The following is a 24,793-nucleotide window of genomic DNA, read 5'->3' as shown; positions in this document are numbered from 1 at the left end:
ATGTGCATGGCGAGGAGCGCATGCCCTGTCTGCTGGGAATCGATAGCGGCCTGACCGTCACCAAGGCGGTGGTTTTCGACGAGGCCGGCGCCCCGCTCGCGGTGGCGCGCCGCCGGGTGCCCCAGATCATGCCCGAGCCGCACCACGTCGAGCGCGACATGGACGAGCTGTGGCGCGCCGCCGCCGAAGCGATCGCGCAAGCGGTGTCGGACTGCGGCAGACCGGCCTCGGATATCGCCGCCGTCGCCGCCACCGCGCATGGCGACGGGCTCTATATGCTGGGTCGCGACCGCCAACCGCTTGGATACGGCATCCTGTCGCTGGACAGCCGGGCTGGGGACGTTGCGGCCCGGTGGAAAACAGATGGCACGGCCGGCAAGGCGCTGTCGCGGACCGGTCAGACGCCGCATGCCTCGGCGCCCTCTTCGCTTCTGGCCTGGATGCGCGACCGCGAGCCGGAGCGCTTTGCCCGCATTGGCCACGTTCTCGCCTGCAAGGACTGGCTGCGCTTCTGCCTGACGGGGAGTCTCGGCACCGATCTCACCGAAGCGAGCACCTCGTTCACCGCCGTTGACAGCCAGGCCTACGCGCCGGACATTCTCTCGATCTTCGGTCTCGAGGCGCTCGGCGATGCGCTGCCGCCGGCGGCTCGGCCCGACGAGGTCGTCGACGCCGTGACAGTGCAGGCGGCCCGAGCCACGGGTCTGCTTGCCGGCACCCCGGTGGTGGCCGGCCTGCACGACGTGACCGCCTCGGCGCTCGGCATCGGCGGTTATGGCGAGGGCGTGGTCGCCATCGTCGCCGGCACCTATTCGATCAACGAGACGGTTTCAGCCGCACCGCGCATCGATGCCCGCTGGTTCTGCCGCAATGGTTTGAAGCCCGGCGAATGGAACAATATGTCGATCTCGCCGGCATCGGCGGCGAATTACGACTGGTTCCTCGACACGCTGTGCGGTTCCGAGCGGGCGGCGGCGGAAGCCGACGGGCGCTCGATCCACGCTATCGTCGGCCCTGAAATCGAGGCGGCATTGGCGCGGCCCTCGACGCTGCTCTTCCATCCCTATTTGTTCGGCTCGCCGCATGGCCCGGCCGCCAGCGCCGGCTTCCTCGGACTGCGCGGCTGGCATGACCGCGGCGACATGCTGCGGGCGGTGATCGAAGGCATAGCTTTCAACCACCGCGTCCACGTCGATGCGCTGCGCGAAGGTTTTGCGCCGCGCGAGGCGCGGCTGACCGGCGGCATTTCCCGCAACCCGGCCTTCGCGCAGATCTTCGCCGATGTGCTCGGCATGCCGCTTACGGTGACCGAGACGGAGGAAGCCGCCGCTTGGGGCGCCGCGCTCTGCGCCGGCGCCGGCGTCGGCCTGTTCGCCTCGCCGCAGCATGATCCGCGCGACCTCGCAGCGCTTGGCCGCACCTACCGGCCCGACCCAGAGCGCAGCGCCGCCATGGACAAGCGCTACCGGCTGCACTGCGAGATCGCCGACCGCCTCGCCGATACCTGGCCATCGATCGAAGCGCTGGCGGAAGGGGGAGCGCGATGAACGCGGACAATCGCCGGCAGGACATTGCCGACTATGTCATTCAGCATGGCGAGGCGCGCATCGACGAGCTCGTGACGGCGTTCGGCGTCTCGCGCATGACCATCCATCGCCACGTCGATGAACTGGCGCGACAGGGTGTGCTGCGCAAGCTGCATGGCGCGGTCAGCGCGCAACCGTCCGGCGTCTACGAAAGCCTCTTCCGTTTCCGCGAGACGCATGCGGCGGCGGCCAAGCGGGCGCTCGCCCGGGCAGCCCTGGCCGAGATCGAGCCGGGCCAGGTCGTGCTGCTGGACGATTCGACCACCGCCAATGCGCTCGGCCCGTTCCTGCCGCAGGTCGCGCCGCTGACCGTCGTCACCAACAGCCTGTCGCTGGCGGAGCAGTTGGTGGACAAGGACGAGCTGAAGCTGATCCTGCTCGGCGGCGAATACCATCCGACCTACAATGCCTTCATCGGCCACATCTGCGAGAGCGCGCTACAGAAGATCAGGGTAAATCTGCTCATCTGCTCGGCTTCGGCGATCGACAAGACCGCGACGCTGATCCAGGATCCGCAGGTGGTGCGCGTAAAGCAGGCGATGGCCGCGGCCGCCTCGCGCAGCGTGCTGCTCATCGATTCCTCCAAGTTCGGCAAGGTGGCGCTGCATCTGTTCGCGGACCTCACCGACTTCGATCTCGTGCTCAGCGACGACGGCCTTCCCGACGAGGTCGCCGGCAGCCTGAAGGCGGCTGGGGTCAATCTCAAGATCGTGCCGGTGCAATGACCGGGACACCACGCGATGTCGATGTCCTCATCATCGGTGCCGGCATCAACGGCGCCGGCCTGTTTCGCGATCTGTGCGAACAGGGCCTGCGGGTCGCGATCGTCGACAAGGCGGATTTCGGTTCCGGCACCAGCGCCGCGCCGTCGCGGCTGATCCATGGCGGCATAAAATATCTCGAGACGGGCGAGCTGGGCCTCGTCGCGCAATCGACGCTGGAGCGCAACCTTTTGCTGCGCAATGCTCCGCATGCGGTGCGGCCGCTGCCGACCGTCATCCCGATCTTTTCCTGGCTGACGGGCATCGGAGCCGCGCTGCGCACCCTTTTCGGCAGCACGACCGCTCCGCGCGGCCGCGGCGCTCTGCTAATCAAGATCGGCCTTGCCATGTATGACTTCTACGGCGCCCGCCGCCGCGTCATGCCGCGGCACAGCATGTGGTCGAAGGCGCGGGCGCTGAGCGAGATCCCGCCGCTGACGCCGGGCATCGTCGCGGCCGGCACCTACTATGACGCCACGGTTCGTCATCCCGAGCGGCTGGTACTCGAGCTTCTTCAGGACGGCGTCAGGGCCAGCCCCGAATCCGAAGCCTTCAATTACGTGCAATTGCTGGGCAGCGACGGCAGGGGCGTGCGCTTCGCCCTGCCCGACGGCGGCGAGCTCGGCTTCCAGCCGCGCATCGTCGTCAATGCGGCCGGGCCATGGATCGACCATGTCAATACGGCGCTCGGCGCGCCGTCACGGCTGATCGGCGGCACCAAGGGCTCGCACATCGTGCTCGACCATCCCGACCTGATACGGGCGCTTGGTGGCCGTATGATCTACTTCGAAGCCAATGACGGCCGCATATGCCTGGTGTTCGACTATCTCGGCCGGGCGCTGGTCGGCTCGACCGACATCCGCGCCGCAGACCCCGAGACCGTCCGCTGCGAGGATGACGAGATCGACTATTTCCTGGCCAGCCTGCGCGAGCTCCTGCCCGGTCTTGCCTTCGGACGCGAGCAGATCGTCTATGCCTATTCAGGCATCCGCCCGCTGCCGGCATCGGACGGCACGGCGCCGGGCCTGATCAGCCGCGACCACTCGGCGCCCATCATGGAGACCGAGGGCAACCGCACCTGGCCGATCGTCTCCTTGGTGGGTGGCAAGTGGACGACCTTCCGCGGTTTCGCCGAAGAGGTGGCGGACATGCTTTTGTCCAGGCTTGGCCAGCCCAGGCGGGTGAGCACGCAAAGCCTCGCCATCGGCGGCGGTCGCAATTTTCCGGCCGATGCGGCAGCGCATGCCCGCTGGATATCTGCGGTCACGGCTGAAACAGGCGCATCGCCGGCCCGCGCTGAAGTGCTACTCGACCGCTATGGCACGACCGCCCGCCTCATCCTGGCGCATGAAGCCGAACGACAGGCCGAGCCGCTTGCCGGCGCGTCCGATTATACGCTGGCGGAAATCGATTGGCTGGCGCGCAACGAAAATGTCGTCCACCTGGCGGACATCGTCATGCGGCGCACCGCACTGGCGATCACCGGCCGGCTCAGCCGCAGCAACCTGGAACAGATTGCCGACACCGCAGCAGCCGCGCTGGCGTGGGACGCCGGACGGCGCGAGAAGGAGCTGGAAGCGACGTCGAAGGAGCTCACCGAGCGGCACCGATTTTGCTTCGAATAGCCAGGATCCGATGGCCAGACATCGGCAGGAGAGTAAAGGGAACCAATGTCGACGATGACGAGCCTCGAAACCAGATCGCGCCATTGGGCGGCGATCGCATAGGCGACCTCCGCCCCGAAGTCGTGGCCGACAATGGCGGCGCCCGATCCGCGACAATGAGATGGAGCGCCGCCGGACAAAGTCGTTCGGGCGCTACTGCAATTTCGCCTGCAACGCGTTGACGTCGTCTGTCGTCATCTCGCCGTCGGTCGTCACTTTGCCGTCGACGATCTTCCACAGCCGGAACGGGCCGGTGATATCGCCATATTTGTCGAAGGCGACCGGACCGATGACGCCTTCGTAGCGTATCGGCTTGCCGTCCTTGATCAGGCCGAGCGCCTTGGCGAACTCCTCCTTGCCGGCATAGATCGGTGTGCCTGCCGGATCGACCGCCTTGTACATGGCGTCCTTGATCTTGGCCGGGTCGTCGGAGCCGGCGATGGCGATGGCAAGGCCGACAATGGCCCCGGCGTCATACGAACGATCGGCGGCCGGGTTCGATGGCTCGATGCCGGAGAATTCCTTGTAGTTCTTGTTGAAATAATCGGTCGAAGCGGTCGGGCTGGTGCCGGAGGACGTGCCGTAGGCATCCTTGAGATAGTCGGCGCCGACGGAATCGATGAAGTCGGGGCTGTTCATGCCGTCATTGAGAAGGAACTTCTGCACGCCGCCTTGCGAGATCCAGGTGCGGGCGACGGTGGCGCCGTCGACCGGCGTGCTGACGAGATACAGCCCGTCCGGTTCACCGGCCATCGCCGCCGTCACTTCCGAGGCATAACTCGACTGCTTCTCGTTGTAGGGCGTGTCGGAGACGATGGTGCCGCCGAGCGCCTTATAGGCGCGCGAGAATTCCGCCACCATGTTGACGCCGAAGTCGTTGTTGACGTGGATGATCGACAGCTTCTTGAAGCCCTTGTCGATGGCGTATTTGGCGGCGGCCACGCCCTGCAGCGCATCCGAGGTGATGGTGCGGAAGAAAATGCCGTTGGTCTTGCCGTCGCGGCCGAGCGCGGTCAGCGTCGGCGAAGAGGACGCGGGCGACACCTGGACGATCTTGGCCGGTGCGGTCACCGAGGTGAGGATCGGGATCGACACCGAAGAGATGATGCCACCGATGATCACCGGCACCTTCTTGACCTGGACGAGCTGGGTCGCGGCGTCGACCGCGACATTGCCCTGGCTCTGGCTGTCGCGCGTGTCGGTCGCGAGATCGCAGCCGCGTACGCCGCCCGCGGCATTGATATCGCGGAAGGCCATCTCGACCGACTTGGCGCCGGCCTGGCCATATTCGCCGGCCGGGCCGGTCAGTTCCATGACGAGGCCGACGGTGATCTTGCAATCGGCGGCTTGAGCCGCCCCTGCCAACGTGACGAGAGCGAGCGCGGTGGTGAATTTCAGTATCGTGTTTCTCATTGTTGTTCCCCTTGAGTTACTCGACTTTGCTTTGATCTCTTGAGCCTGTTCAGCGTTCCGGCACCTGCAGCCAGGTCTCATGCAGATGCCGCCATTCGACGCCGTTGGGCGCCGATGAACTGGTGGTGAAGACGGCGCTCGACTGGCGGCGGCTGCGCTTGCCGCCGCGCAGCTGCGCCTCGACATAAAGGACGACGATGGTATCGTCGGTTTGCCAGCCGGGCCTGATGTCCTCGATCGTGATGGAAAAGCCGTCATCGCAGGTGGCACGGCTTTGCCTGACATGGTCGACGACGGCATCGCGACCGAGGACCGCGCCGCTCGGCGCGATCATGGTCAAGCCTTCGCCCATGGCGGCTTCGAAGCGGCCGAAGTCGACCGCGTCGGCGCGCGCGGCGACGAACCAGTCGACGAAGAAACGGTGCAGATCGACGATCTCGGCGCTGGCGCGTGAGAACAGCGAGGTGTCCATGGCGCTCATACCCGCCCCGCATTCAGATTGTAGTGCATGATAGAGCCGTGGCGGCCATGGCGGTCACGCTCAAGCGTGTAGACGTCGCCTTGTAGACCGGGGCTCCGCGCGATCACGGCGCCGATCGCCGCCTTGTCGTCAAGGCTCAGTTGCACGTCCATGATTGCCGCATTGGCAAGCGCATGCGCCTGGTTGCGGGCGCCGACGATGACGGCCGCGACATGCGGCTGTTCCAGCACCCAGGCGCTGGCGATGGTGGCGATGTCGACGCCGTGGCGATCGCCGACCGTCTTCAATGCCCGCAGCAATTGCTGGAACAGGTCCCAGCCGCCGAAGTCGTCGATGATCAGCTTGTATTTGACCAGCGAGCGGTTTTCGAGCGGCGTCGCCGGTTCGGCAGCGCCGAGCCATCGATCGCTGAGGAAGCCGCCGGCAACGGAACCGTAGCAGAGGAAGCTGACGCCGTTCCTGGCGGCAAGGGCCGCAAGGCTGCCCGCCGGCCGTTGATCGAGCACGGAATATTGCAGTTGCTGACTGACCAGCGGAATGCCTGCCGCGAGAATTTCGGCGAGCCGCGGCGTGTCGAAATTGGTGGTGCCGAGATTGCGCACCTTGCCCTCGCGGCGCAGCTCGTCGAGCCATCCCATCGCCTCGACATAGCGAGGCTGCGCATAATCCCACCAGTGGAACTGCACGAGGTCGATGCGCTCGGTCTTCAGCCTGCGCAGCGACTGGTCGACGATGCGCCTGATATAGTCGCGGCTGATGCCGGCCAGCCGTTCGAGGTCGGGCACCAGCTTGGTGTGCACCTTCATCCTGGCGGCGACATCGAGGCCGCGCTCGTTGGCGAGCTGCAGCCGCGCGGCGCCGATCAGTTCCTCGACGCCGGTGTAGATGTCGGCGCAGTCATAGGTGAAGATGCCGGCGTCGAAAGTGGCGATCAGGTCGGCCACCGCCTGCTCACGGTCTATCGCGCCATGACCGCCGGCCAGCTGCCAGCCGCCGCGAATGACGCGCGAGATCGTGTAGCCGGTGGCGAGTTCGAAGGTCCTGGCGGTCATTTGTGCTCCGTCTCCCCCGGCAGCGGCACCGCCGTCGTTTCGGCATGGCTGAACCGCCGCTTGGCCAGCCTGACGATCCTGAGCCGGCTGGCGCAGTTCGGATCGGGACAGGCGATCTCGGCGTCCGACGTCATCCAGTCATTGGCGTGCGTCGGCCGCTGCTTGGCTGCCAGCAGCGGCAGCACCGCGGCGATGGAATAGATCGAAAAACCCTGCCCCGCCGGCAGCGACAGCATCTCGCCCTTGAGCTCGAAATAGTCGCCGGCCTTGGCGCCGCAATAGATCGGCTTGCCCTCGGGAATGACCGCTTCGACGCGAAGATCGAAGAGCTCGAAACTGTCGTCAGCCATTCAGGCCTCCACCAGGCTGAAGGAGATGTCGCACGCGCCGTTGCGGCGGATGACGCCGCAGGCGGCGGCGAACTGCTCCCGCTGCTCGGGCAGCACCTGCGCTGCGACGCTTCCGGCGAGCCAGCCGATCGGGAACAAGAGCCGCGCGCCCTGCCCGTAGAACAGGCCGATATCGAAGATCGCGTTCGGATTGCCGCCCCACATGCGCGGCGGCACATAGGAGAGCACGATGTCGCCGGGCTGAGGTGTCAGCGTCGCATTCTCGGCCGGCAACGGCCGGGCGTAGGGCTGGCCCTCCAGATGCGACGGCGGCACCGGACAGGAGATTTCAGGACCGGTCCACATCGCGTGGATGCCGGCGACCACGCGCGGCCCCTCCAGATAGCTCCAGAGAAAGGCAGTATTGGCCGGCGCCTTTTCCGGCAACAGCAGCGCCGTCGCCGACAGGCCTGAACGCGGCTCGGTGATTTTTATGGCGCGCTTTGTCATCTCACTCCGTTCGAGCCTTGGATTGCAGCTTGTCGCGAAGGAAGGCAAAGGGGCGGCTGATGTCGGCCACCAATGCCTCGCGCGCGGCCTGTGCATTCTGCGCCGCGAGCGCAGCCACGATGCTGCGATGGTAATGCGCAGTGTCCACCTCGCCGGCTTCGGAAAAGGCGTAGATGGCGACGCGGATGCAGGGCCCCGATTGCAGCCACAGGCTTTCTATCATCGGGATGAGCACCGCCGAGCCGCAGGACCGATAGATTTCGAAGTGAAAGCTCTGGTTTAGCGTCACTTCGCGGTCGACATCCTTCTTGTGCTTCAGTGCCCGGACCTCGTCCCATTCGCGCAGCAAGGCCTCGACGGTCGCAATTCCACGCGGCCCCATGCGCGTTGCGGCGAGCGAGATCGCCTCGCCCTCGATCAGGATGCGGGCGCGCAAAAGATCGTCGATGCGTTCCAGCGTGATCGGCGGCACGCGCACCGAGCGATTGGGCAATGCTTCCAGCGCCTTTTCCGTGATCAGCCGTCCGAGCGCCTCGCGCACCGGCATTGTCGAGGTGACCAGCGCGTCGGCGAGGCCGCGAATGGTCAGCACCTGGCTTGGCTCGAACAGGCCGCCAATCAGAGCGCGGCGCAGCTCCGAATAGACGCGGTCCTGAACGGTCTCGCGGCCGACAGGCGCGAGCTGCGCGGCGAAAACGTCATTGTTCCGCTCCACGGCTGCCTTGTGCATGTGCTCCCGACTCCAGCCCATTTTTCTGGCGGCCCTTTTTGGCGGACCTGCCTGTTTTCGGCTTGCGGAGAAAATTAAAGCTGATTAGCGTGATCAAAGCAAGTGTGATCACATATCAAAAAAATCAAGAAACGATAAACGCTTCCGGCCCGAGGGATTGATGGGAGAGACGGTGAAACGGCATGGGGCTGAGACCCAGCAGCCGGTGCTGGCGGCAAGAAACGTTGTCAGGCGCTTCGGCGGGCTCGTTGCCGTGAACGATGTCTCGTTCGACGTCCGCCCTGGCGAGATCCTCGGCCTGATCGGTCCGAACGGCGCGGGCAAGACGACGATGTTCGACCTTCTGGCCGGCAGCATCCTGCCATCCGGCGGCGAGATCTATCTGGGTGGTGTGCCCGTTTCCGGCGAGGCCGCGCACCGCCGCATCGGACGTGGCCTCGGCCGCACGTTCCAGATCCCACGGCCGCTTCCCAACCTGACGCTGATCGAGAACGTCATGCTTGCCGCGCAAGGACAGACCGGCGAACGGCTGCTTGCCAATTTCCTCACGCCGTGGCGGGTCGCCGCCGAAGAGAAAGCCGCCGCCAAGAAAGCCGCCGAGTTGCTGGAGCTCGTCTCGCTGACCCGCCTGGCGCACGAGCCGGCGCGGGTACTTTCCGGCGGCCAGCGCAAGCTGCTCGAGCTCGCCCGCGTGATGATGGCCGATCCGGCGATCATCTTGCTCGACGAGCCGGCGGCCGGCGTCAACGCCACCCTGCTCGAGGTCATCATCGACCGCATCCGCGACATCAACGAGAGCGGCATCACCTTCCTGTTGATCGAGCACAACATCGACATGGTGACACGGCTTTGCCACCGCGTGCTGGTGATGGCGAGCGGCGAGCTCTTGTGCGAGGGCACCGCCGACGAGGTGGCGCGCGACCCGCGCGTCATCGAGGCCTATCTCGGGGGCGCGGCATGAGCGAAGCCGTGCTTGACGTCAGCGATCTCGAGGCCGGCTACGAGCCTGGCGTGCCGATCGTGCGCGGCGCCTCGATCACCGTCAACAAGGGCGAGATCGTCGTCGTACTCGGCCCTAACGGCGCCGGCAAATCGAGCCTGATCAAGGCCATCGCCGGCCTTGTCCCGATCAGCCGGGGCAAGGTGCTGCTCGATGGCAAGGACATCACCGCGGCGCCCGCACACACCATGGTCCGCCTCGGCCTTGCCTTTGTGCCGCAGACCGAAAACGTCTTTCCACGGATGACGGTCGAGGACAATCTGAAGGTCGCCTGCGGCATTTTCGAACGGCGCCAGGCGCCTGCTCGCATCGAAGAAATGTACGCGGCCTTTCCCGACCTTTTGCGCCAGCGGCGGACCCTTGCCGGCAACCTCTCGGGCGGGCAGCGGCAGATGCTCGCGGTGGCACGGGCGCTGATCGTCCATCCGAAGGTGCTGGTGCTCGACGAGCCCTCTGCCGGACTGTCGCCGAAATTCGTGTCGATGGTGTTCGAGATGCTTTCGGCCATCCGCAAGTCCGGCGTCACCATCCTGCTGGTCGAGCAGAACGCCAAGGCAGCGCTCGCCATCGGCGATCGCGCATACGTGCTGGTCGAGGGCAAGGAGCGGCACGAGGGGGTCGCCTCGACGTTATGGGACGACCCGGTCGTCGCAGAGCTCTATCTCGGCCAGCGGCCGCTGCATAAGGACAGCGCACGGCAGACGGGAGGTGCGGCATGAACCTGCAATTCGTCGTCGACGGGCTGCTCACCGGCTCGATGATCGGGCTTGGCGCCATCGGCGTGACGCTGACCTATTCCATCCTGCGCTTCTCGAACTTCGCCCATGGCGATTTCATGGCCTGGGGCACCTACGCGACCTTGGCCGTCGTCGGCGCCATTGCCACCATGTTCGGCAAGGTGGCGCCGATCGCGCCTTTGTCCTTCGGCTGGCCGCTCATCGTCGCGCTGGTCGTCGGCGTGGCGTTTACGGCCCTGCTTGCGCTGCTGCTCGACAAGGTGCTGTTTTCGCGACTGCGCAAGCAGGAGCAGGCGATCATCGTGGTGATGGGCAGCTTCGGCGCCTCGATGGCTCTCAGAAGCCTGCTCGAATTCATCTTCACCTCGCGCCCGACCTATTTCAGCCGCGCGATCCAGATCGCAATGCCGGTCGGCTTCGGCATCCGCATCACACCCGATCAGATCGCGCTCCTGCTTCTGACCGCGGCGCTGGTGCTGGGCGTGCATCTTGTGGCGACACGCACCCAGACCGGCCGCTCCATGCAGGCGATGAGCCAGAACCCGGCGCTTGCCCGCATCGCCGGCATCGACGTCGCCAGCGTCGTGCGCGTCACCTGGGTCATCGGCGCAGCACTGGCCTGCGTCGCCGGCGTGATGATCGGCGTGCTGGTTCAGATCCGTCCACTGATGGGTTTCGACATGCTGTTGCCTATGTTCGCCGCCGCCATACTGGGTGGCATCGGCAGCATTCCGGGCGCGGTGCTGGGTGGCCTGATCATCGGCCTCGCCGAGGCCGCGGCCGTACAGCTTATCGGCGCTGAATGGCGCGCCGGGGTCTCCTTCATCATCCTGATGGCAGTGCTGATCGTGCGCCCCATCGGGCTCTTCGGGGTGCGTGAAAGATGATCGATCTGGTGGGCTACGGCGCCTTCTTCCTGACGACGGCATTGATCTTCTCGCTGGTCACGCTGGGCCTCAACCTGCAATGGGGGCTGACCGGTCTGTTCAATGTCGGCCTCGCCGGTTTCGTCGCCATCGGAGCCTACACCTCGGCGCTGCTCACCACCCCTGACGACCCCGCCCGGCTGGGCGGCTTCGGCCTGCCGATCCTCATCGGCTGGCTGGGGGCGATGTTTGTTGGCGGGGTTGCCGCCGCGCTGACCGGCATCGCCACCTTGCGGCTCAGATCGGACTATCTGGCAATCACTACTTTCGGTGTTGCGGTCGTCGTGCAGCTGGTCGCGCTCAACGCGCAGAAGCTCACGGGCGGCCCGTTCGGCATCGGTTTCATCCCGCGACCCTTCGGCGACCTCGCCGAAACGCCGCTGCTCTTCAACCTGTCCAACCTGGCCATCGTCTCGGCAGTGACGCTCTGCGCATATCTGGCGCTAGAGCATCTGACACGCAGTCCGTGGGGCCGCGTCCTGAAAGCCCTGCGCGAAGACGAACGCGCCGCGATTTCGCTCGGCAAGAGCGCGCGCTTCTATCGTGTCCAGGCCTTTGCCGTCGGCGGCGCGATCATGGCGCTTGCCGGCGCGCTGCAGGCGCATTTCATCGGCTTCATCGCACCCGACAACTACCTGTCGATCCTCACCTTCCAGGTCTGGGTGATGCTGATCGTCGGCGGCTCCGGGAGCAACGCCGGCGCTGTTGCGGGCAGCGTGATGGTCTGGGCGATATGGGCGGGCTCGGGCGCGCTCACAAGCGTGCTCTTCACGCCGGAACAACAGGCGCGAGCCGCTTCACTGCAAATCGTCGCCATCGGCGTGATGCTGTGCGTCATCCTCCTCGTCCGGCCGAACGGCCTGTTCGGTGAACGGCCGCGGCGCATGCGCTTCGGCAAGCGGGTGAAGGCCACCGCCGGCGAGAGCGGGCCCTGAACCCAATGGCGCGGCAGGAAGCGCTTTCGCTGTGGCACGCGGTCAGCCGCGATGGTCATCCCCGGCCAGCGCTGGAGGGCAGGCTCGATGTCGACCTTGCCATCGTCGGCGGCGGCTTTACCGGCCTTTCGACCGCGCTGCATGCCGCCGGCAAAGGCCTTTCGGTGGCTGTCCTCGAAGCCGAAATCATCGCCTGGGGGGCGACCGGCCGCAACGCAGGCTTCGTCGTGCCAAACTTCGCCAAAATGGATCCGGACGCCATAGTGGCGCATCTCGGTGCGGAGCGCGGCGAGCGGCTGATTGGGGTCGCCGCAGGCAGCGCCGACCTCGTCTTCAACCTGATCGAGCGGCATGGCATCGCCTGCGACGCCGTCCAGAACGGCTGGATACAAGCGGCGCACTCGTCGGCTGCTCTGGAAAGAATCCGATCCCGCGCCAGGCAATGGGCGGAACGCGGCAGGCCGGCGGTGATGCTGGACAGCCAGCAGACCGAGGCGCTGACCGGCGCGCGCGACTATGCCGGCGGCTGGATGGACCGCTCAGGCGGCGTGCTCAATCCAGTCGCATTCGCGCGCGGACTGGCCGATGCCGCCGCAAACGCCGGTGCGCGGATTTGCGAGCACACGCGCGTCACGTCGATCGACCATTTCTCCGACGGCTGGACGTTGACGACTCCGTCGGGTTCGCTGCGCGCCGGCAAGGTGCTGATCGCCACCAACGCCTATGGCGGGGCGCTCAACCCGACACTGCAGCGCACCTATTTTCCGCTGAAGATTTTTCAGATCGCGACGGCGCCGCTGCCGTCGAATGCGCGCCAGCGCCTGCTGCCTGGAGGCCAGGGTTTCTCCGACACCAGACGCAATCTCATCACCTTCCGCTTCGATGCCCGGAACCGGCTGATCAGCGGCGGTATGCATGTGATAAGCGCCGGCGCCGACAGGCGCGTGCCGCGGACAATCTGGCGGCGGCTGGCGAAGCGCCTGGAGCTGCCCGACCTGCCGCCGCTCGAATATGGCTGGTCGGGGATCGCCGCCGTCGAGCCGGATTTCCTGCCGCATCTGATCGACCTCGGCCCGGGTCTGATGGCGGCCCGCGCCTGCAACGGGCGCGGCATCGCCATGACCACGGCCACGGGCAAGGTGCTGGCCGACTGGGCGGCCGGGACAGAAGGGCGCGACCTGCCGCTGCCATTCGCGCCGCCGGCGCCGATCCCGTTTCACGGCGTGCTGCGCTACGCGCCCAATATGCTGCTGCCTTGGAGCATGCTGCTCGATCGGACCGATTAGGACAGGGTCCGACTAAAAGACTCTGGATTGTGTTTGACAGCCAAATTCAAACCATCGCCCTCATTTCGACGGGTGGAAGGCGGGTGTTCTTCGATATCTCGAAGGAGGGAGATCGGTTCGCAGCGACGGGCAGGCCGAAACCGGTCCAAGTTGGTGGAGCCGGTCGAGTAGGAGTTGGATATGAACACGAAGGCAATTCATAGGGCGGCGCAAATCGCCGCCGAAACTACGCTATTGCCGCCGCTTGCCCTCACTCCCACTCAATGGTCCCCGGCGGCTTCGACGTCACATCATAGACGACGCGGTTGATGCCTTTGACCTCGTTGATGATGCGGGTGGCTGCGGCGGCGAGGAAGTTCATGTCGTAGTGGTAGAAGTCGGCCGTCATGCCGTCGACCGAGGTGACGGCACGGAGCGCGCAGACGAATTCATAGGTGCGGCCGTCGCCCATGACGCCGACCGTCTGCACCGGAAGCAGCACCGCGAAGGCTTGCCAGATGGCGTCGTAGAGGCCGGCCTTGCGGATCTCGTCGAGATAGATGGCGTCGGCCTCGCGCAGGATCTCGAGCTTCTCGCGCGTGATCCCGCCCGGGCAGCGAATGGCAAGGCCGGGACCCGGGAAGGGATGGCGGCCGATGAAGCTCTCGGGCAGGCCGAGTTCCTTGCCCAGCGCCCTCACCTCGTCCTTGAACAATTCACGCAGCGGCTCGACCAGCTTCATGTTCATGCGCTCGGGCAGGCCGCCGACATTGTGGTGCGACTTGATCGTCACCGAGGGACCGCCGGAGAAGGAGACGCTTTCGATGACGTCAGGATAAAGCGTGCCCTGCGCCAAGAAATCGGCGCCGCCGAGTTTCTTCGCCTCTTCCTCGAACACTTCGATGAACAGGCGGCCGATGGTCTTGCGCTTCTTCTCCGGATCGGCCTCGCCTTCCAGCGCCGAGATGAAGCGGTCGGACGCGTCGACCAGGATCAGCGGCAGGTTGTAGTGCTGGCGGAACATCTCCACCACGCTCTTGGCCTCGTCCTTGCGCATCAGGCCGTGGTCGACGAGGATGCAGGTCAGCTGGTCGCCGACCGCCTCATGGATCAGCAGTGCGGCGACTGAAGAGTCGACACCGCCCGACAGCGCGCAGATCACCTTGCCTTTGCCGACCTGCTTGCGGATCGTCTCGACCGCGTGCTCGCGATAGGCGCGCATCGTCCAGTCGCCCTCGATGCCGGCGATGTTGTGGACGAAGTTCCTGAGCAGCCTGGCGCCATCCGGCGTATGCACCACTTCAGGGTGGAACATGATGCCGTACATCTTGCGCTCGATATCGCCGAAGATGGCGAAGGGCGAGCTTTCCGACTTGCCGAGCACCTTGAAGCCCGGGGGCAGTTCGATGACGCGGTCGCCGTGGCTCATCCATACCTGATGGCGCTGGCCGGGTGCCCACAGGCCTTCGAACAGCGGGCTTTCCTTCTCGATCTCGACAAAGGCGCGGCCGAACTCGCGATGGTTGGAGCTTTCGGCGACGCCGCCCATCTGCACGCAGAGCGCCATCTGGCCGTAGCAGATGCCGAGCACCGGCACGCCGGCGTCAAAGACGATCTGTGGCGCGCGCGGGCTGCCGATGTCGGTGGTCGAGGCCGGGCCGCCCGACAGGATCACCGCTTTCGGATTGATGCGCTTGAAGGCCGCTTCGGCCGATTGGAACGGCACGATCTCGGAAAAGACGCCGGCCTCGCGGATGCGGCGGGCGATGAGCTGCGTGAACTGGCTGCCGAAATCGACAATCAGAACGGTATCGGAGTGATTGGCTGTCGTCGTCATGGCGAGCCTTTAGAGAAAGAAACGAGTCGGCGCAATGGGTTCAGCGCTGCGGCTTTCCGTCCTTTTCGCCTATGCAAGCCTGATCGCGCCGGAAGCGATCGCCTGCTCCAGCAAGCCGATCGCCGCGGCCAGCTTCTCGTCGATGACATGCAGGTACTCTTTCCAGTCGTCGACGTGGCGCAGATCGGCGGCGCCATCGGAAATGCCGCGCAAGCCGATCAGCGGCACGCCGAAGAGCTGGCAGGCGCGCAGGCAAGCGAAGGTCTCCATATCGACCATCTCCGCATCGATCGCGTCATAGGCGGCGCCGGAAATGATCGCGCCGCCGGTCGAGAGCGCGGCGGTCTTGATGCCTGGAATGACGAAGGGCAGCGGCACTGCCACCGGCAGGTCGAGGAACGGCGTCGCCCCCTTCTCGAAGCCGAGCGGCGAAGCGTCGATGTCGCGATAGCTCACCGACACAGCCTGGTAGATTTCAGCCTGCTCCAGCTTGCGGCTGCCGGCCGAGCCCAGCGAAACGATGAGGTCGGGAAGCGCCCCTTCGGCCTTCAACGCCGCGAGCTCGGCGCCGAGCCTGACACCGGCCTCGACCGGACCGACGCCGGTCATCAGCGGCGTGAACAGGTTCTTCAGGTGCGGGCCGTATTCGGCCTCGACCGCCATGACGAAGAGGACGGATTTTCCGCCGATCCGAACAGCATTACGCATCGGATCACCCCTCGATCCCGTCGCGGCCGACCACCGTCATCATCGTGCCGGTCATGGTGGCGATGAGTTTGGCCTCGCCATCGGCAGCAAAGGCGTAAGCCTGGCCGTCGGCGACGATGATGGTGCGGCCGGGCTTGGTCACCGAGCCGCGGAACAGGAAGCGCTCGCCCCTGCCCGGCGCCAGCAGGTTGACCTTGAATTCGATGGTCAGCACGCTGGAATTCTGCGGCATCAGCGAAAAGGCCGCGTAGCCGCAGGCGGAGTCCAAAGCGGTCGAAATGACGCCGGCATGCAGGAAACCATGCTGCTGGGTGAGCGAGGCCGAGTATGGCATCTCGATCTCGATGATGCCGGGCGTCACCAGCGTCAGCTCGGCGCCGATGCTGGCCATGGCTTTTTGCCGCGCAAAAGACGTCCTGACGCGTTCCTCGAAGTCGGGAGCGGGTACGATCTTGGCAGCCATGGTCTTCGCCTCACGTTTTGCTGGCGAAGCTTATTGCAGAGCCAGGCGGGACAGGCAATCTTTTATGTTGCAGCGCAGCAAAGGACGTCTGCCCTCAAGCGGCCCTGCGCAAGGCATGGAGATAGAACCCGTCGGTGCCGCTCAGCGCCGGCGACAGCGAGATACCGCCGGTGCCGGCAATGCGCGCTGCTGCCTCACGGCCAGGGAAGTGGCTGTCCCAAAGCCGGCGGTGGTCGACCGGCGCAAACTCCTTGTGACGCTCGCGGAACGCCGCGACCTGCTCGCCGTTTTCGGCGTCGAACACCGAACAGGTGATGTAGACCAGCAGGCCGCCCGGTTTGACGTAAGCCTGCGCCGTATCGAGGATGGCCTGCTGTTCCCCCTTGCGGGCATCGAGCTGCCGCTCGGTCAGCCGCCATTTGGCGTCGGGCCGCCGCCGCCAGGTGCCGCTGCCGGTGCAGGGCGCGTCGATCAGCACGAGATCCATATGGTGGCTGAGCGGCGCAAGCTCCGCGGGCTTGCTGACGACCTGGATATTGCGGTTGTGCGAGCGGCGGATGCGCTCGAAGATCGGCGCCAGCCGCACCTTTTCCGCATCATGGGCGAAGAGCTGGCCCGTATTGCCCATCTCGGCCGACAGCGCCAGCGTCTTGCCGCCGGCGCCGGCGCAATAGTCGAGCACCTGCATGCCAGGCGCGGCACCGGCAAGCGCGGCGGCAAGCTGCGAGCCCTCGTCCTGCACTTCGAACCAGCCTTTCTGGAAGGCGGGCTCGGCTTGCACATTGGGATGGCGGCCGTCGCCGTCGATCGGTGGGATGCGGATGCCGTGCGGCGCGATTGCCGCCGGCGCCGCGCCAGTGCCCTCGAGCTCGGCCAGCACCTTGGCGCGATCCGCCTGGAGCGTGTTGACCCTGAGATCCAGCGGCGGGCGCTCAGCCAATGCCGCGCCCTCCGCGACCCAGGCGTCGCCATAGGCCTGCTCGAGCAGCGGCGCGCACCAGTCCGGGACATCCGCCCGCACGGCCTCGGGCGCATCGGCAAGCCGACGCTCGGCCGTCGCCTTCAACTCGGCGGCGCTGAGCAGCGGCGGCGCGAATTTGTCGCCGTCGAGCGCATCGTTGAGCGACTGCGCCGTCTGCCCCCATTCGAGCAACAGGGCGCCGAAGCCGGTGGCGCGCGGCGTGTCCTCGCCGAACAGCCAGCCGGCCGAGCGTTTGCGGCGCAGCGCGTCGTAGACGATGTTGCCGATCGCCGCGCGGTCGCCGCCGCCGGCAAAGCGATGCGACAGCCCCCAGTCGCGCAAGGCATCGGCCACCGGCCGATGCCGACGGCCGATGTCTTCCAGAACCTCTATGGCCGCCGCCAGCCTTCCGCCCAATCGCATCCGGTTTTCCGCCGCTCCTACAAATCGCTTCCAGCCGCTCTTAAAGCCTTTCAGGCCAGGATTGAAACAGTTCTGTTCGGCTTGCCGGTGAAACGACGTTTCAGCGTCATGCCGTTTTCCCAAACGGTTTTTCCATTGCGAGCGGCACCGCGGGAAAACAAGAACAGTCGGCCAGAATATGAAAGGTTTCTAATGTCTTTGACTGGCATACACAAGCAAGCCTGTCGACTTAACCTCTCAGCTTTCCAAGTTTTGCGGGCAGGAATACTCTTGCGGCAGTGATTCGCGGCGCGGCGAGCGCGATCTGGCGGATCCTATGAGGAGAGGGCAATGAAGACTTATCTGGCAGAAGTTCTCGGCACGTTCTTGTTGGTGTTCATCGGTACGGCCTCCGTGGTCACGGGCGGTTTCGGCGGCGCGCTGCCGCTCGGACAGGAAGGCATCGGCCTGGCGTTCGGCATCGGCCTGATCGCCGCGGCCTATGCGATCGGCCCGATCTCGGGCGCGCATCTCAATCCGGCAGTCACCCTTGGCGTGTTCCTGGCGGGACGGATGCCGGCCAAAGATGTCGTCCCTTACTGGATCGCGCAGATCATCGGCGCCATCATCGCTTCGCTGGCGCTGTGGATCATCGTCTCCGGCCAGGTCGGCGGCCACACCGGCGGCTTCGGCGCCAATGGCTGGGACGAGGCGAAATGGGGCACGAGCTCGGCCTTCCTGTGGGAGCTGATCGGCACCTTCACCTTCGTCACCGTGATCCTCGGCGTGACCAACGCCAAGCACACCACCGCCTTTGCCGGCCTGGTCATCGGCCTGACGCTGGCGGGCATCCACTTCGCCATGATCCCGGTGACCGGCACCTCGGTCAATCCGGCGCGCTCGATCGGCCCGGCGCTGTTTTCGGGCGGCGCCGCGCTCAGCCAGCTCTGGCTGTTCATCGTGGCGCCGCTGATCGGCGGGGCGATTGCCGGCGTCGTCGCCAAGGCGGGCATCTTCGAAAAAGACTGATCGGTCTCCAAGGACTGAAACAAAAAAGGCGCGGGCATGGCCCGCGCCTTTTTCCTTGGGAGGTACGATCTTATTTCGCGATGTCGAAGCGGTCGGCGTTCATCACCTTGGTCCAGGCCTTGACGAAATCCTTGACGAACTTCGCCTTGGCGTCGCCCGAGCCATAGACCTCGGAGAGCGCGCGCAGCTGGGCGTGCGAACCGAAGATCAGGTCGGCGCGGGTGCCGGTCCACTTCACTTGCTTCGTCTTGCGGTCGCGCGCCTCGTAGACCTCGTCCGACCCCGGCTCGGAGCCGGCCGCCGGATCCCAGACGGTCGCCATCGAGAGCAGATTGACGAAGAAGTCGTTGGTCAGCGTGCCCGGCTTGTCGGTGAAGACGCCGTGCTTCGAGCCGCCGGCATTGGCGCCGAGTACCCGCAGACCGCCGACCAGCACGGTCATTTCTGGCGCCGTCAGCGTCAGGAGCTGAGCACGGTCGACCAGCATTGCTTCGACCGACATCGGCAGCTTGCCTTTGCTGTAATTGCGGAAGCCATCGACTTTCGGCTCGAGTGCAGCGAAGGAGGCGACATCCGTCTGCTGCTCGGAGGCGTCCATGCGGCCAGGCGTGAAAGGCACCTTCACCTCATTGCCGCCGTCCTTTGCCGCCTTCTCGATCGCAGCGACGCCACCAAGCACGATGAGATCGGCGAGCGAGACCTTCTTGTCGCCGCTCTGCGCCGTGTTGAACTCCTTCTGGACGGCTTCGAGCTTGGCCAGCACCTTGGCGAGCTGAGCCGGCTGGTTGATCTCCCAGTCCTTCTGGGGGCTGAGACGGATGCGGCCGCCATTGGCGCCGCCACGCTTGTCCGAACCGCGGAAGGTCGAGGCCGAAGCCCAGGCGGTCGAGACCAGCTCGGAGACCGAGAGACCGGAAGCCAGGATCTTGGCCTTCAGCGAAGCAATGTCGGCATCGCTCACCAGCTCATGGTCGATGGCCGGAATCGGGTCCTGCCAGATCAGCTCTTCCTTCGGCACGAGCGGGCCGAGATAGCGCACGACCGGGCCCATGTCGCGGTGGGTGAGCTTGAACCAGGCGCGGGCGAAGGCGTCGGCGAACTCAGCCGGGTGCTCATGGAAACGGCGCGAGATCTTTTCGTAGGCCGGATCGAAGCGCAGCGCGAGGTCGGTGGTGAGCATGGCCGGCGCGTGACGCTTGGAGGCATTGTGCGCGTCCGGCACAGTGCCTGCGCCGGCGCCGCCCTTCGGCGTCCACTGATGGGCGCCGGCCGGGCTCTTCGTCAGTTCCCACTCGTAATTGAACAGGTTGTCGAAGAAATTGTTGCTCCATTTGGTCGGCGTCGTCGTCCAGATCACCTCAAGACCTGAAGTGATGGCGTCGCCGGCAATGCCGGAGGCGTATTTGCTCGACCAGCCGAGACCCTGCGCCTCGATGCCGGCGCCTTCCGGCTCGGCGCCGACCAGCGAGGCGTCACCAGCGCCATGCGTCTTGCCGAAGGTGTGGCCGCCGGCGATCAGCGCCACGGTCTCCTCGTCATTCATCGCCATGCGGCCGAAGGTCTCGCGGATGTCGCGCGCGGCGGCGATCGGGTCCGGCTTGCCGTTCGGGCCTTCCGGATTGACGTAGATGAGGCCCATCTGCACGGCGCCGAGGTGGCCGCTCAGTTCGCGATCGCCCGAATAGCGCTCGTCGGCGAGCCATTTGGTTTCGGAACCCCAGTTGACGTCCTGCTCCGGCTCCCAGACGTCGGCGCGGCCGCCGGCAAAACCGAATGTCTTGAAGCCCATCGATTCCAGCGCGACGTTGCCGGTGAGGATCAGAAGGTCGGCCCAGGAAATCCTTCGGCCGTATTTCTGCTTCACCGGCCAGAGCAGCCGGCGCGCCTTGTCGAGGTTGGCGTTGTCCGGCCAGCTGTTCAGCGGCGCGAAACGCTGCTGACCGGCGCCGGCGCCGCCGCGGCCATCGCCAATGCGATAGGTGCCGGCGCTGTGCCAGGCCATGCGGATGAAGAGCGGCCCGTAATGGCCGAAGTCGGCCGGCCACCAATCCTGCGAATCCGTCATCACCTTATGCAGGTCCTTGACCACCGCATCGAGGTCGAGGCTGGCGAATTCCTTGGCGTAGTCGAAATCCTCGCCCATCGGGTCCGAGAGGTTCGACTGCTGGTGCAGAACGGAAATGTCGAGCTGGTTCGGCCACCAGTCCTTGTTGGTCCTGCCGCCATGTCCATGCGCGACCGGGCATTTGCCAGCGCTGTTGTCGTCGGTTTTCGCGTCCATCTTCGTCTCCAAATCTGCCGAGGTTCGATCTTGCCGGGGTTTGATTTTTTGCCGGGAATTCCGGGGCGGCCAGCAGGCCACACCAATCTGGAATGATTCCAGACTAGGCCGGCTAGCCGATAAACACAAATTGCCTTTCCTGTTTGTTTTGATAATTTTTGCTTATGATTGGTCTCACCGTTCGCCAAATGCTCTATTTCGACGCGCTGGCGCAGACGCTGCATTTCGGCCGCGCCGCAAGGCTTGCCGGCGTCAGCCAGCCGGCACTGTCCTTGCAGATCGCCGAGATGGAGGAACGACTGAACTGTCGTCTGTTCGAACGTGGCGGCAAGACGGTGCGGATGACCGACGAAGCGCATGCCTTGCAGCCGCGCATCGAGCGCATCCTCGCCGATATCCGTGACGTCGAAACGACGGCGCGGCGCGGCCGCCCCGCCATGGAGGGCCGCTTCCGCCTGGGCATCATCCCGACGGTGGCGCCCTATCTCCTGCCGCATGTGCTGCCGGAGCTGAAGAAACGGTACCCCGCCCTGCAGCTCGAACTGCGCGAGGCAGTGACCGCATCGCTGGTCGAGGACACGGCCTCCGGCCGGCTCGACGCGTTTATCGCCGCGCTGCCGCTCGAGCATCCGGGCCTCGTCGCGCAAGAGCTGTTCCCCGACCGCTTCTTCCTGGCCGTGCCGTCGGGCGACCCGGCCTTCGCCTCGCCGCCCGTGCCGCCGGAAAGCCCGGCGCTGGAGCGGCTGATGCTGCTGGAGGAAGGCCATTGCCTGCGCGAACAGGCGCTCGCCGTCTGCGGCAATGTGCGGCCGGTGGCGATGGCAAGCTACGGCGCGACCAGCCTGACGACGCTCTTGCAGATGGTGGCGCATGGGCTGGGCGTGACGCTGGTGCCGGAGATGGCGGCAAGTGCCGCCGGCGTGATGCCGGACCTGAGAATCGTGCCGTTCCAGGAACCGATGCCGCAACGCCTGATCTGCATGGCCTGGCGCCGCAACAAGGCGCGTCAGGACGAATGCGTGGAGCTGGCGCGGATTATACGGGGGTTGGATGGGGCGGTGCTGGGGGTGTGAGGCACAGCAGCTCTCACCGCCCGATCAGCGCATTGCGGTGCCCATAGATCTGTTTCAGCCTGGTGTCCGCGATCCGGCCTACGGCCTGCGGGCTGTGAAAATTCTCGATGAACGACTTCGCCGCGCTGCCCACGGCCCTTGCCATGTCGCGGTCGTCGGCAAGCGAGGCCATGATGCGCGCGGCCGCGTCGATGTCGGGTTCGGCCCATTTCTGTCCCTCGACGAAATACGGATATTGATCCGGTTCGACGTCGATCAGCCTGTAGGGGACGGGAAAGCCGGTTGCGCCGCTCACGAAATCCCTGCTGCCCGAGAAATCCGTGGCGATGACCGCCTTGCCCAAGGCCATTGCTTCGGCGATGCCCAGGCCGAAGCCTTCCGAACGGTGCAAGGAGATGAAGACGTCGCAAGACGCGGTGAGGCCGTGCATGTCGGCCCGGCTCAGGACATCGTCGATCAGGACGATCCTGCGGTCGTCCCGCGCCAGGCGCCGCACGGAATTCAGCACCTCGACCTTATCGGCGCTTCGGCCCATCGTCTTGATGAGGAGGGAAACGTTGCGCTTCCTGTCCTGCCCGAACGCGCGCAGATAGGCTTCCAAAACGGCCTGAGGGTTCTTGCGGGTCGGGTAGGAAGAAAAGTCGAACGCGAACAGAAAAGCGGTCGCTTCATTCGGAATGCCGAAGCGGCGCCTGTTCGGCTGCACGTCGGACGGCACCGAAATCGACACCGGCATATGGATCACCGGACGATCGGTCTCGGCGGCAAACGCATCCCGCACGAAGGCCGTCGGCGCCCAGATTTCGTCGACCTGCCTGAGGCCGTCGATCCATTGCGGATGGATGCGCGGCAGTTCCCAGAACGGACGCAGGATGTTGTAGCGGTTATGGAGCGCGGCGCTGCCCACGCCGCGAACCGTCGACCCCAGCATATCGGCATTGACGCAAAAGATGTTGACCGTTTTCGACGGCGTCTCGGTGAGCCGCTCCTCGAGCGCGCGATCCTTCTGCGAGGAACGCACCTGCTCGTCGAAGTTCACGACTTCATAGCTGACGTCGGCGCTCTCGATCGAGCGGGCAAGCGAGCGCATGGCCTCGCCAACGCCGATCTCGGCGAACGGATAGCCGATGAGCGAGACGCCATGACTGAGCGGCAACGATCCGCCGCCATAGGCGGCGGGCCAGGCGCTCCTGAACAAGGCATCCAGAAAACGCTTTCGCCGCGCCGGCGGGATCAGCAGGTAGAACCATCTGATGTTGGGCTGAACTTTCATCAGCAGCCGATAGGCGAACCGCGCGGCGGCGGCCGTGAGCTTCGAGCTGCGTGAACGTTTCCTGACCTGTGCCCCGAGATCGGAAATTCTTTTGGCGACAGGCCGTATGAATTCCGCGGGGATTTTCGCCTCCTCGGCACCCCCGGAAGCGAACCACTGCACGTAGCTCAGCTGCGAGTGGCTTCCCCGCAAGTCGAAATGGGTCTGTAGATCGGACCGTGTCATCCAGAGCGCGTGGGCAAATCGCGTGACGACCCCGTCGGGATTCGGATCAAGCTGCGCCGGACGGTTGAGATAGGCGGGCAAATCCGCGAACGGATCGCCGGAAAAGGGTTCCAGCCGCTCGCGAAAATGGCGCCTGGCCACATCCGGAATGCGGGTCCCGTTGCTGAAGGTTCCGAAGCCGTAGGGGATGCTCGAGAACCGCCGCAGCCCGAATTGCTCGAGACGATCATGATAGTCGTCGAAAAGAGCCCGCAGTTCAGGGGTGCTGCCGGGTTTCCACCGTCGCTGGTGTTTCGACAGGATCGACCGGTCCCCGGGGACCACGCCGCTGAAATGGAAAAAAGCGAGCGCCACGCCGTCGACCTCATAGGCATCGCCGCGCCGTCTGACAGGGCGGCTGTCGAGGTTCCAATACGCCACATTGTAGGCCGGATTGCGCAGAATGGCCGTTCCCGGGCAATAGGCCGGCCAGAGGTCGACGAATTTCTGGTCGACGAAAAGGCCGTCGGCAACCCGGTTGGAGACGCATTCGGTGCGCAGACGTGTTTCCCACCACTTCAGCAATCGAAGCGTCTCGGGCGTGTTGGCGAGCGCCATGAAGCCCAGATTGTAGACGCCGGCTTGCATGAACGTCAGATCGTTCGGGCTGTCCGGATGCAAATTCGGTGCCAGCGCGTGCGGCGTGAGAACCGACGACGCGCCGCCGTCGAGAACATCGAACAGCTCGTCGAACCGGCGGTAGGCTATGATATCGGGATCGAGATAGATGACCCGATCATATCCCTCGGCAAACAGCCGGCTAAACACTGTCGGCTTGATCGCCGTGTTCAACTCCATGACATCGTAGCGGAAGCTGAAGGCCCGGCGATCCGGCAGGTCGAGATCGTCGAAGAAGACGCATTCGTCGAATTCGGGGAAATCGCCGCCGGTCAGGTCGTCGCGCCTTGTATCGGCGACGGCGATTATGCGCGCGACGTCCGGATGATATGCGGCCAGGGACGAGGCAAGCGCGCGCGCATAGTGCAGATAATTCCAGGACGAGATCGTGAAAAACGCGGTCCTTGCCACACCAACTCCAGGTCCCAGTCCGCCTTTGACTCGCGGTCCGCAGTGCAAGCCGGACCTGAGATCATATCGATGCGCCAAAGGCAA

The 24,793-nt window shown here is 65.3% G+C and carries 22 protein-coding genes; 10 read left to right on the top strand and 12 right to left on the bottom strand.

Going from position 1 to position 24,793, the window contains the following annotated elements; all coding sequences use genetic code 11:
* The first annotated feature begins 20 nt into the window (after positions 1-20).
* From KVT37_RS27745 to KVT37_RS27735, 3 genes are read left to right on the top strand one after another with little or no spacing between them, the layout of a single operon-like run.
* Positions 21-1,547 (top strand): FGGY-family carbohydrate kinase, encoded by a 1,527-nt coding sequence (locus KVT37_RS27745; protein ID WP_217578209.1) that lies wholly within the window; start codon positions 21-23, stop codon positions 1,545-1,547.
* Positions 1,544-2,311: a DeoR/GlpR family DNA-binding transcription regulator gene (locus KVT37_RS27740; protein WP_217578208.1), complete on the top strand. Its 768-nt coding sequence runs from the start codon at positions 1,544-1,546 to the stop codon at positions 2,309-2,311. Before KVT37_RS27745 ends, KVT37_RS27740 begins: the two co-directional genes overlap by 4 nt.
* Positions 2,308-3,972 carry a glycerol-3-phosphate dehydrogenase/oxidase gene (locus KVT37_RS27735; protein WP_217578207.1) on the top strand — a complete coding sequence of 555 codons (1,665 nt, stop codon included), beginning with the start codon at positions 2,308-2,310 and terminating at the stop codon, positions 3,970-3,972. Before KVT37_RS27740 ends, KVT37_RS27735 begins: the two co-directional genes overlap by 4 nt.
* A 192-nt stretch (positions 3,973-4,164) precedes the next feature.
* Here KVT37_RS27735 and KVT37_RS27730 read toward each other — a convergent pair whose 3' ends face one another.
* Genes KVT37_RS27730 through KVT37_RS27705 form a run of 6 tightly spaced genes read right to left on the bottom strand, consistent with a single transcriptional unit; the run spans position 4,165 to position 8,526 of the window.
* Complete coding sequence (locus KVT37_RS27730) at positions 4,165-5,424, bottom strand: ABC transporter substrate-binding protein (protein WP_217578206.1); 1,260 nt, start codon at positions 5,422-5,424, stop codon at positions 4,165-4,167.
* 49 nt (positions 5,425-5,473) lie between these two features.
* Complete coding sequence (locus KVT37_RS27725) at positions 5,474-5,905, bottom strand: hypothetical protein (protein WP_217578205.1); 432 nt, start codon at positions 5,903-5,905, stop codon at positions 5,474-5,476.
* Positions 5,902-6,957, bottom strand: a complete 1,056-nt coding sequence (locus tag KVT37_RS27720; RefSeq protein WP_217578204.1) for an aldo/keto reductase — start codon at positions 6,955-6,957, stop codon at positions 5,902-5,904. The genes KVT37_RS27725 and KVT37_RS27720 overlap by 4 nt, the downstream gene beginning before the upstream one ends.
* On the bottom strand, positions 6,954-7,307 hold the full coding sequence (locus KVT37_RS27715) for a TIGR04076 family protein (RefSeq protein ID WP_217578203.1): 354 nt from the start codon (positions 7,305-7,307) through the stop codon (positions 6,954-6,956). Before KVT37_RS27715 ends, KVT37_RS27720 begins: the two co-directional genes overlap by 4 nt.
* A complete protein-coding gene (locus KVT37_RS27710) occupies positions 7,308-7,796 on the bottom strand; it encodes a DUF3830 family protein (protein ID WP_217578202.1) in 489 nt (162 codons plus the stop codon). It abuts the gene before it with no gap.
* Between the two features lies 1 nt (position 7,797).
* On the bottom strand, positions 7,798-8,526 hold the full coding sequence (locus KVT37_RS27705) for a GntR family transcriptional regulator (protein WP_217578201.1): 729 nt from the start codon (positions 8,524-8,526) through the stop codon (positions 7,798-7,800).
* A gap of 160 nt (positions 8,527-8,686) precedes the next feature.
* Here KVT37_RS27705 and KVT37_RS27700 point away from each other — a divergent pair, with 160 nt between their 5' ends.
* From KVT37_RS27700 to KVT37_RS27680, 5 genes are read left to right on the top strand one after another with little or no spacing between them, the layout of a single operon-like run.
* Positions 8,687-9,487, top strand: a complete 801-nt coding sequence (locus tag KVT37_RS27700; RefSeq protein WP_217578200.1) for an ABC transporter ATP-binding protein — start codon at positions 8,687-8,689, stop codon at positions 9,485-9,487.
* On the top strand, positions 9,484-10,245 hold the full coding sequence (locus KVT37_RS27695) for an ABC transporter ATP-binding protein (RefSeq protein ID WP_217578199.1): 762 nt from the start codon (positions 9,484-9,486) through the stop codon (positions 10,243-10,245). Before KVT37_RS27700 ends, KVT37_RS27695 begins: the two co-directional genes overlap by 4 nt.
* Complete coding sequence (locus KVT37_RS27690) at positions 10,242-11,150, top strand: branched-chain amino acid ABC transporter permease (RefSeq protein WP_217578198.1); 909 nt, start codon at positions 10,242-10,244, stop codon at positions 11,148-11,150. Before KVT37_RS27695 ends, KVT37_RS27690 begins: the two co-directional genes overlap by 4 nt.
* Positions 11,147-12,124 carry a branched-chain amino acid ABC transporter permease gene (locus KVT37_RS27685; protein ID WP_217578197.1) on the top strand — a complete coding sequence of 326 codons (978 nt, stop codon included), beginning with the start codon at positions 11,147-11,149 and terminating at the stop codon, positions 12,122-12,124. The genes KVT37_RS27690 and KVT37_RS27685 overlap by 4 nt, the downstream gene beginning before the upstream one ends.
* A 5-nt stretch (positions 12,125-12,129) precedes the next feature.
* Positions 12,130-13,410, top strand: a complete 1,281-nt coding sequence (locus KVT37_RS27680) for an FAD-binding oxidoreductase (RefSeq protein ID WP_217578196.1) — start codon at positions 12,130-12,132, stop codon at positions 13,408-13,410.
* Between the two features lie 250 nt (positions 13,411-13,660).
* On the opposite strand, the gene guaA is transcribed toward KVT37_RS27680, so the two are convergent.
* The 4 genes from guaA to KVT37_RS27660 form a co-directional block, all read right to left on the bottom strand.
* Positions 13,661-15,226 (bottom strand): glutamine-hydrolyzing GMP synthase, encoded by a 1,566-nt coding sequence (gene guaA, locus KVT37_RS27675; protein WP_217578195.1) that lies wholly within the window; start codon positions 15,224-15,226, stop codon positions 13,661-13,663.
* Positions 15,227-15,295: 69 nt separating this feature from the next.
* Positions 15,296-15,934: a 5'-methylthioadenosine/S-adenosylhomocysteine nucleosidase gene (locus tag KVT37_RS27670; RefSeq protein WP_217578194.1), complete on the bottom strand. Its 639-nt coding sequence runs from the start codon at positions 15,932-15,934 to the stop codon at positions 15,296-15,298.
* A 4-nt stretch (positions 15,935-15,938) separates the two neighbouring features.
* Positions 15,939-16,397: a PaaI family thioesterase gene (locus KVT37_RS27665; RefSeq protein WP_217578193.1), complete on the bottom strand. Its 459-nt coding sequence runs from the start codon at positions 16,395-16,397 to the stop codon at positions 15,939-15,941.
* Between the two features lie 94 nt (positions 16,398-16,491).
* Positions 16,492-17,781 (bottom strand): RsmB/NOP family class I SAM-dependent RNA methyltransferase, encoded by a 1,290-nt coding sequence (locus tag KVT37_RS27660; protein WP_217578192.1) that lies wholly within the window; start codon positions 17,779-17,781, stop codon positions 16,492-16,494.
* A 330-nt stretch (positions 17,782-18,111) separates the two neighbouring features.
* Here KVT37_RS27660 and KVT37_RS27655 point away from each other — a divergent pair, with 330 nt between their 5' ends.
* A complete protein-coding gene (locus KVT37_RS27655; protein WP_217578191.1) occupies positions 18,112-18,789 on the top strand; it encodes an MIP family channel protein in 678 nt (225 codons plus the stop codon).
* 70 nt (positions 18,790-18,859) lie between these two features.
* On the opposite strand, the gene katG is transcribed toward KVT37_RS27655, so the two are convergent.
* Positions 18,860-21,070 (bottom strand): catalase/peroxidase HPI, encoded by a 2,211-nt coding sequence (katG, locus tag KVT37_RS27650; RefSeq protein WP_217578190.1) that lies wholly within the window; start codon positions 21,068-21,070, stop codon positions 18,860-18,862.
* Between the two features lie 164 nt (positions 21,071-21,234).
* Between katG and KVT37_RS27645 the strand changes: the two genes are divergently transcribed.
* Positions 21,235-22,143 (top strand): hydrogen peroxide-inducible genes activator, encoded by a 909-nt coding sequence (locus KVT37_RS27645; protein ID WP_217578189.1) that lies wholly within the window; start codon positions 21,235-21,237, stop codon positions 22,141-22,143.
* A 13-nt stretch (positions 22,144-22,156) separates the two neighbouring features.
* Here KVT37_RS27645 and KVT37_RS33960 read toward each other — a convergent pair whose 3' ends face one another.
* Positions 22,157-24,709, bottom strand: coding sequence for a glycosyltransferase (locus KVT37_RS33960; protein ID WP_217578188.1), 2,553 nt, complete (start codon positions 24,707-24,709; stop codon positions 22,157-22,159).
* Positions 24,710-24,793: the final 84 nt, after the last annotated feature.

It is taken from the genome of Mesorhizobium sp. GbtcB19 (genome assembly GCF_019091085.1).
In the GTDB taxonomy this organism is placed as follows: domain Bacteria; phylum Pseudomonadota; class Alphaproteobacteria; order Rhizobiales; family Rhizobiaceae; genus Mesorhizobium.
This window is presented reverse-complemented; position numbering and strand designations above follow the sequence as displayed.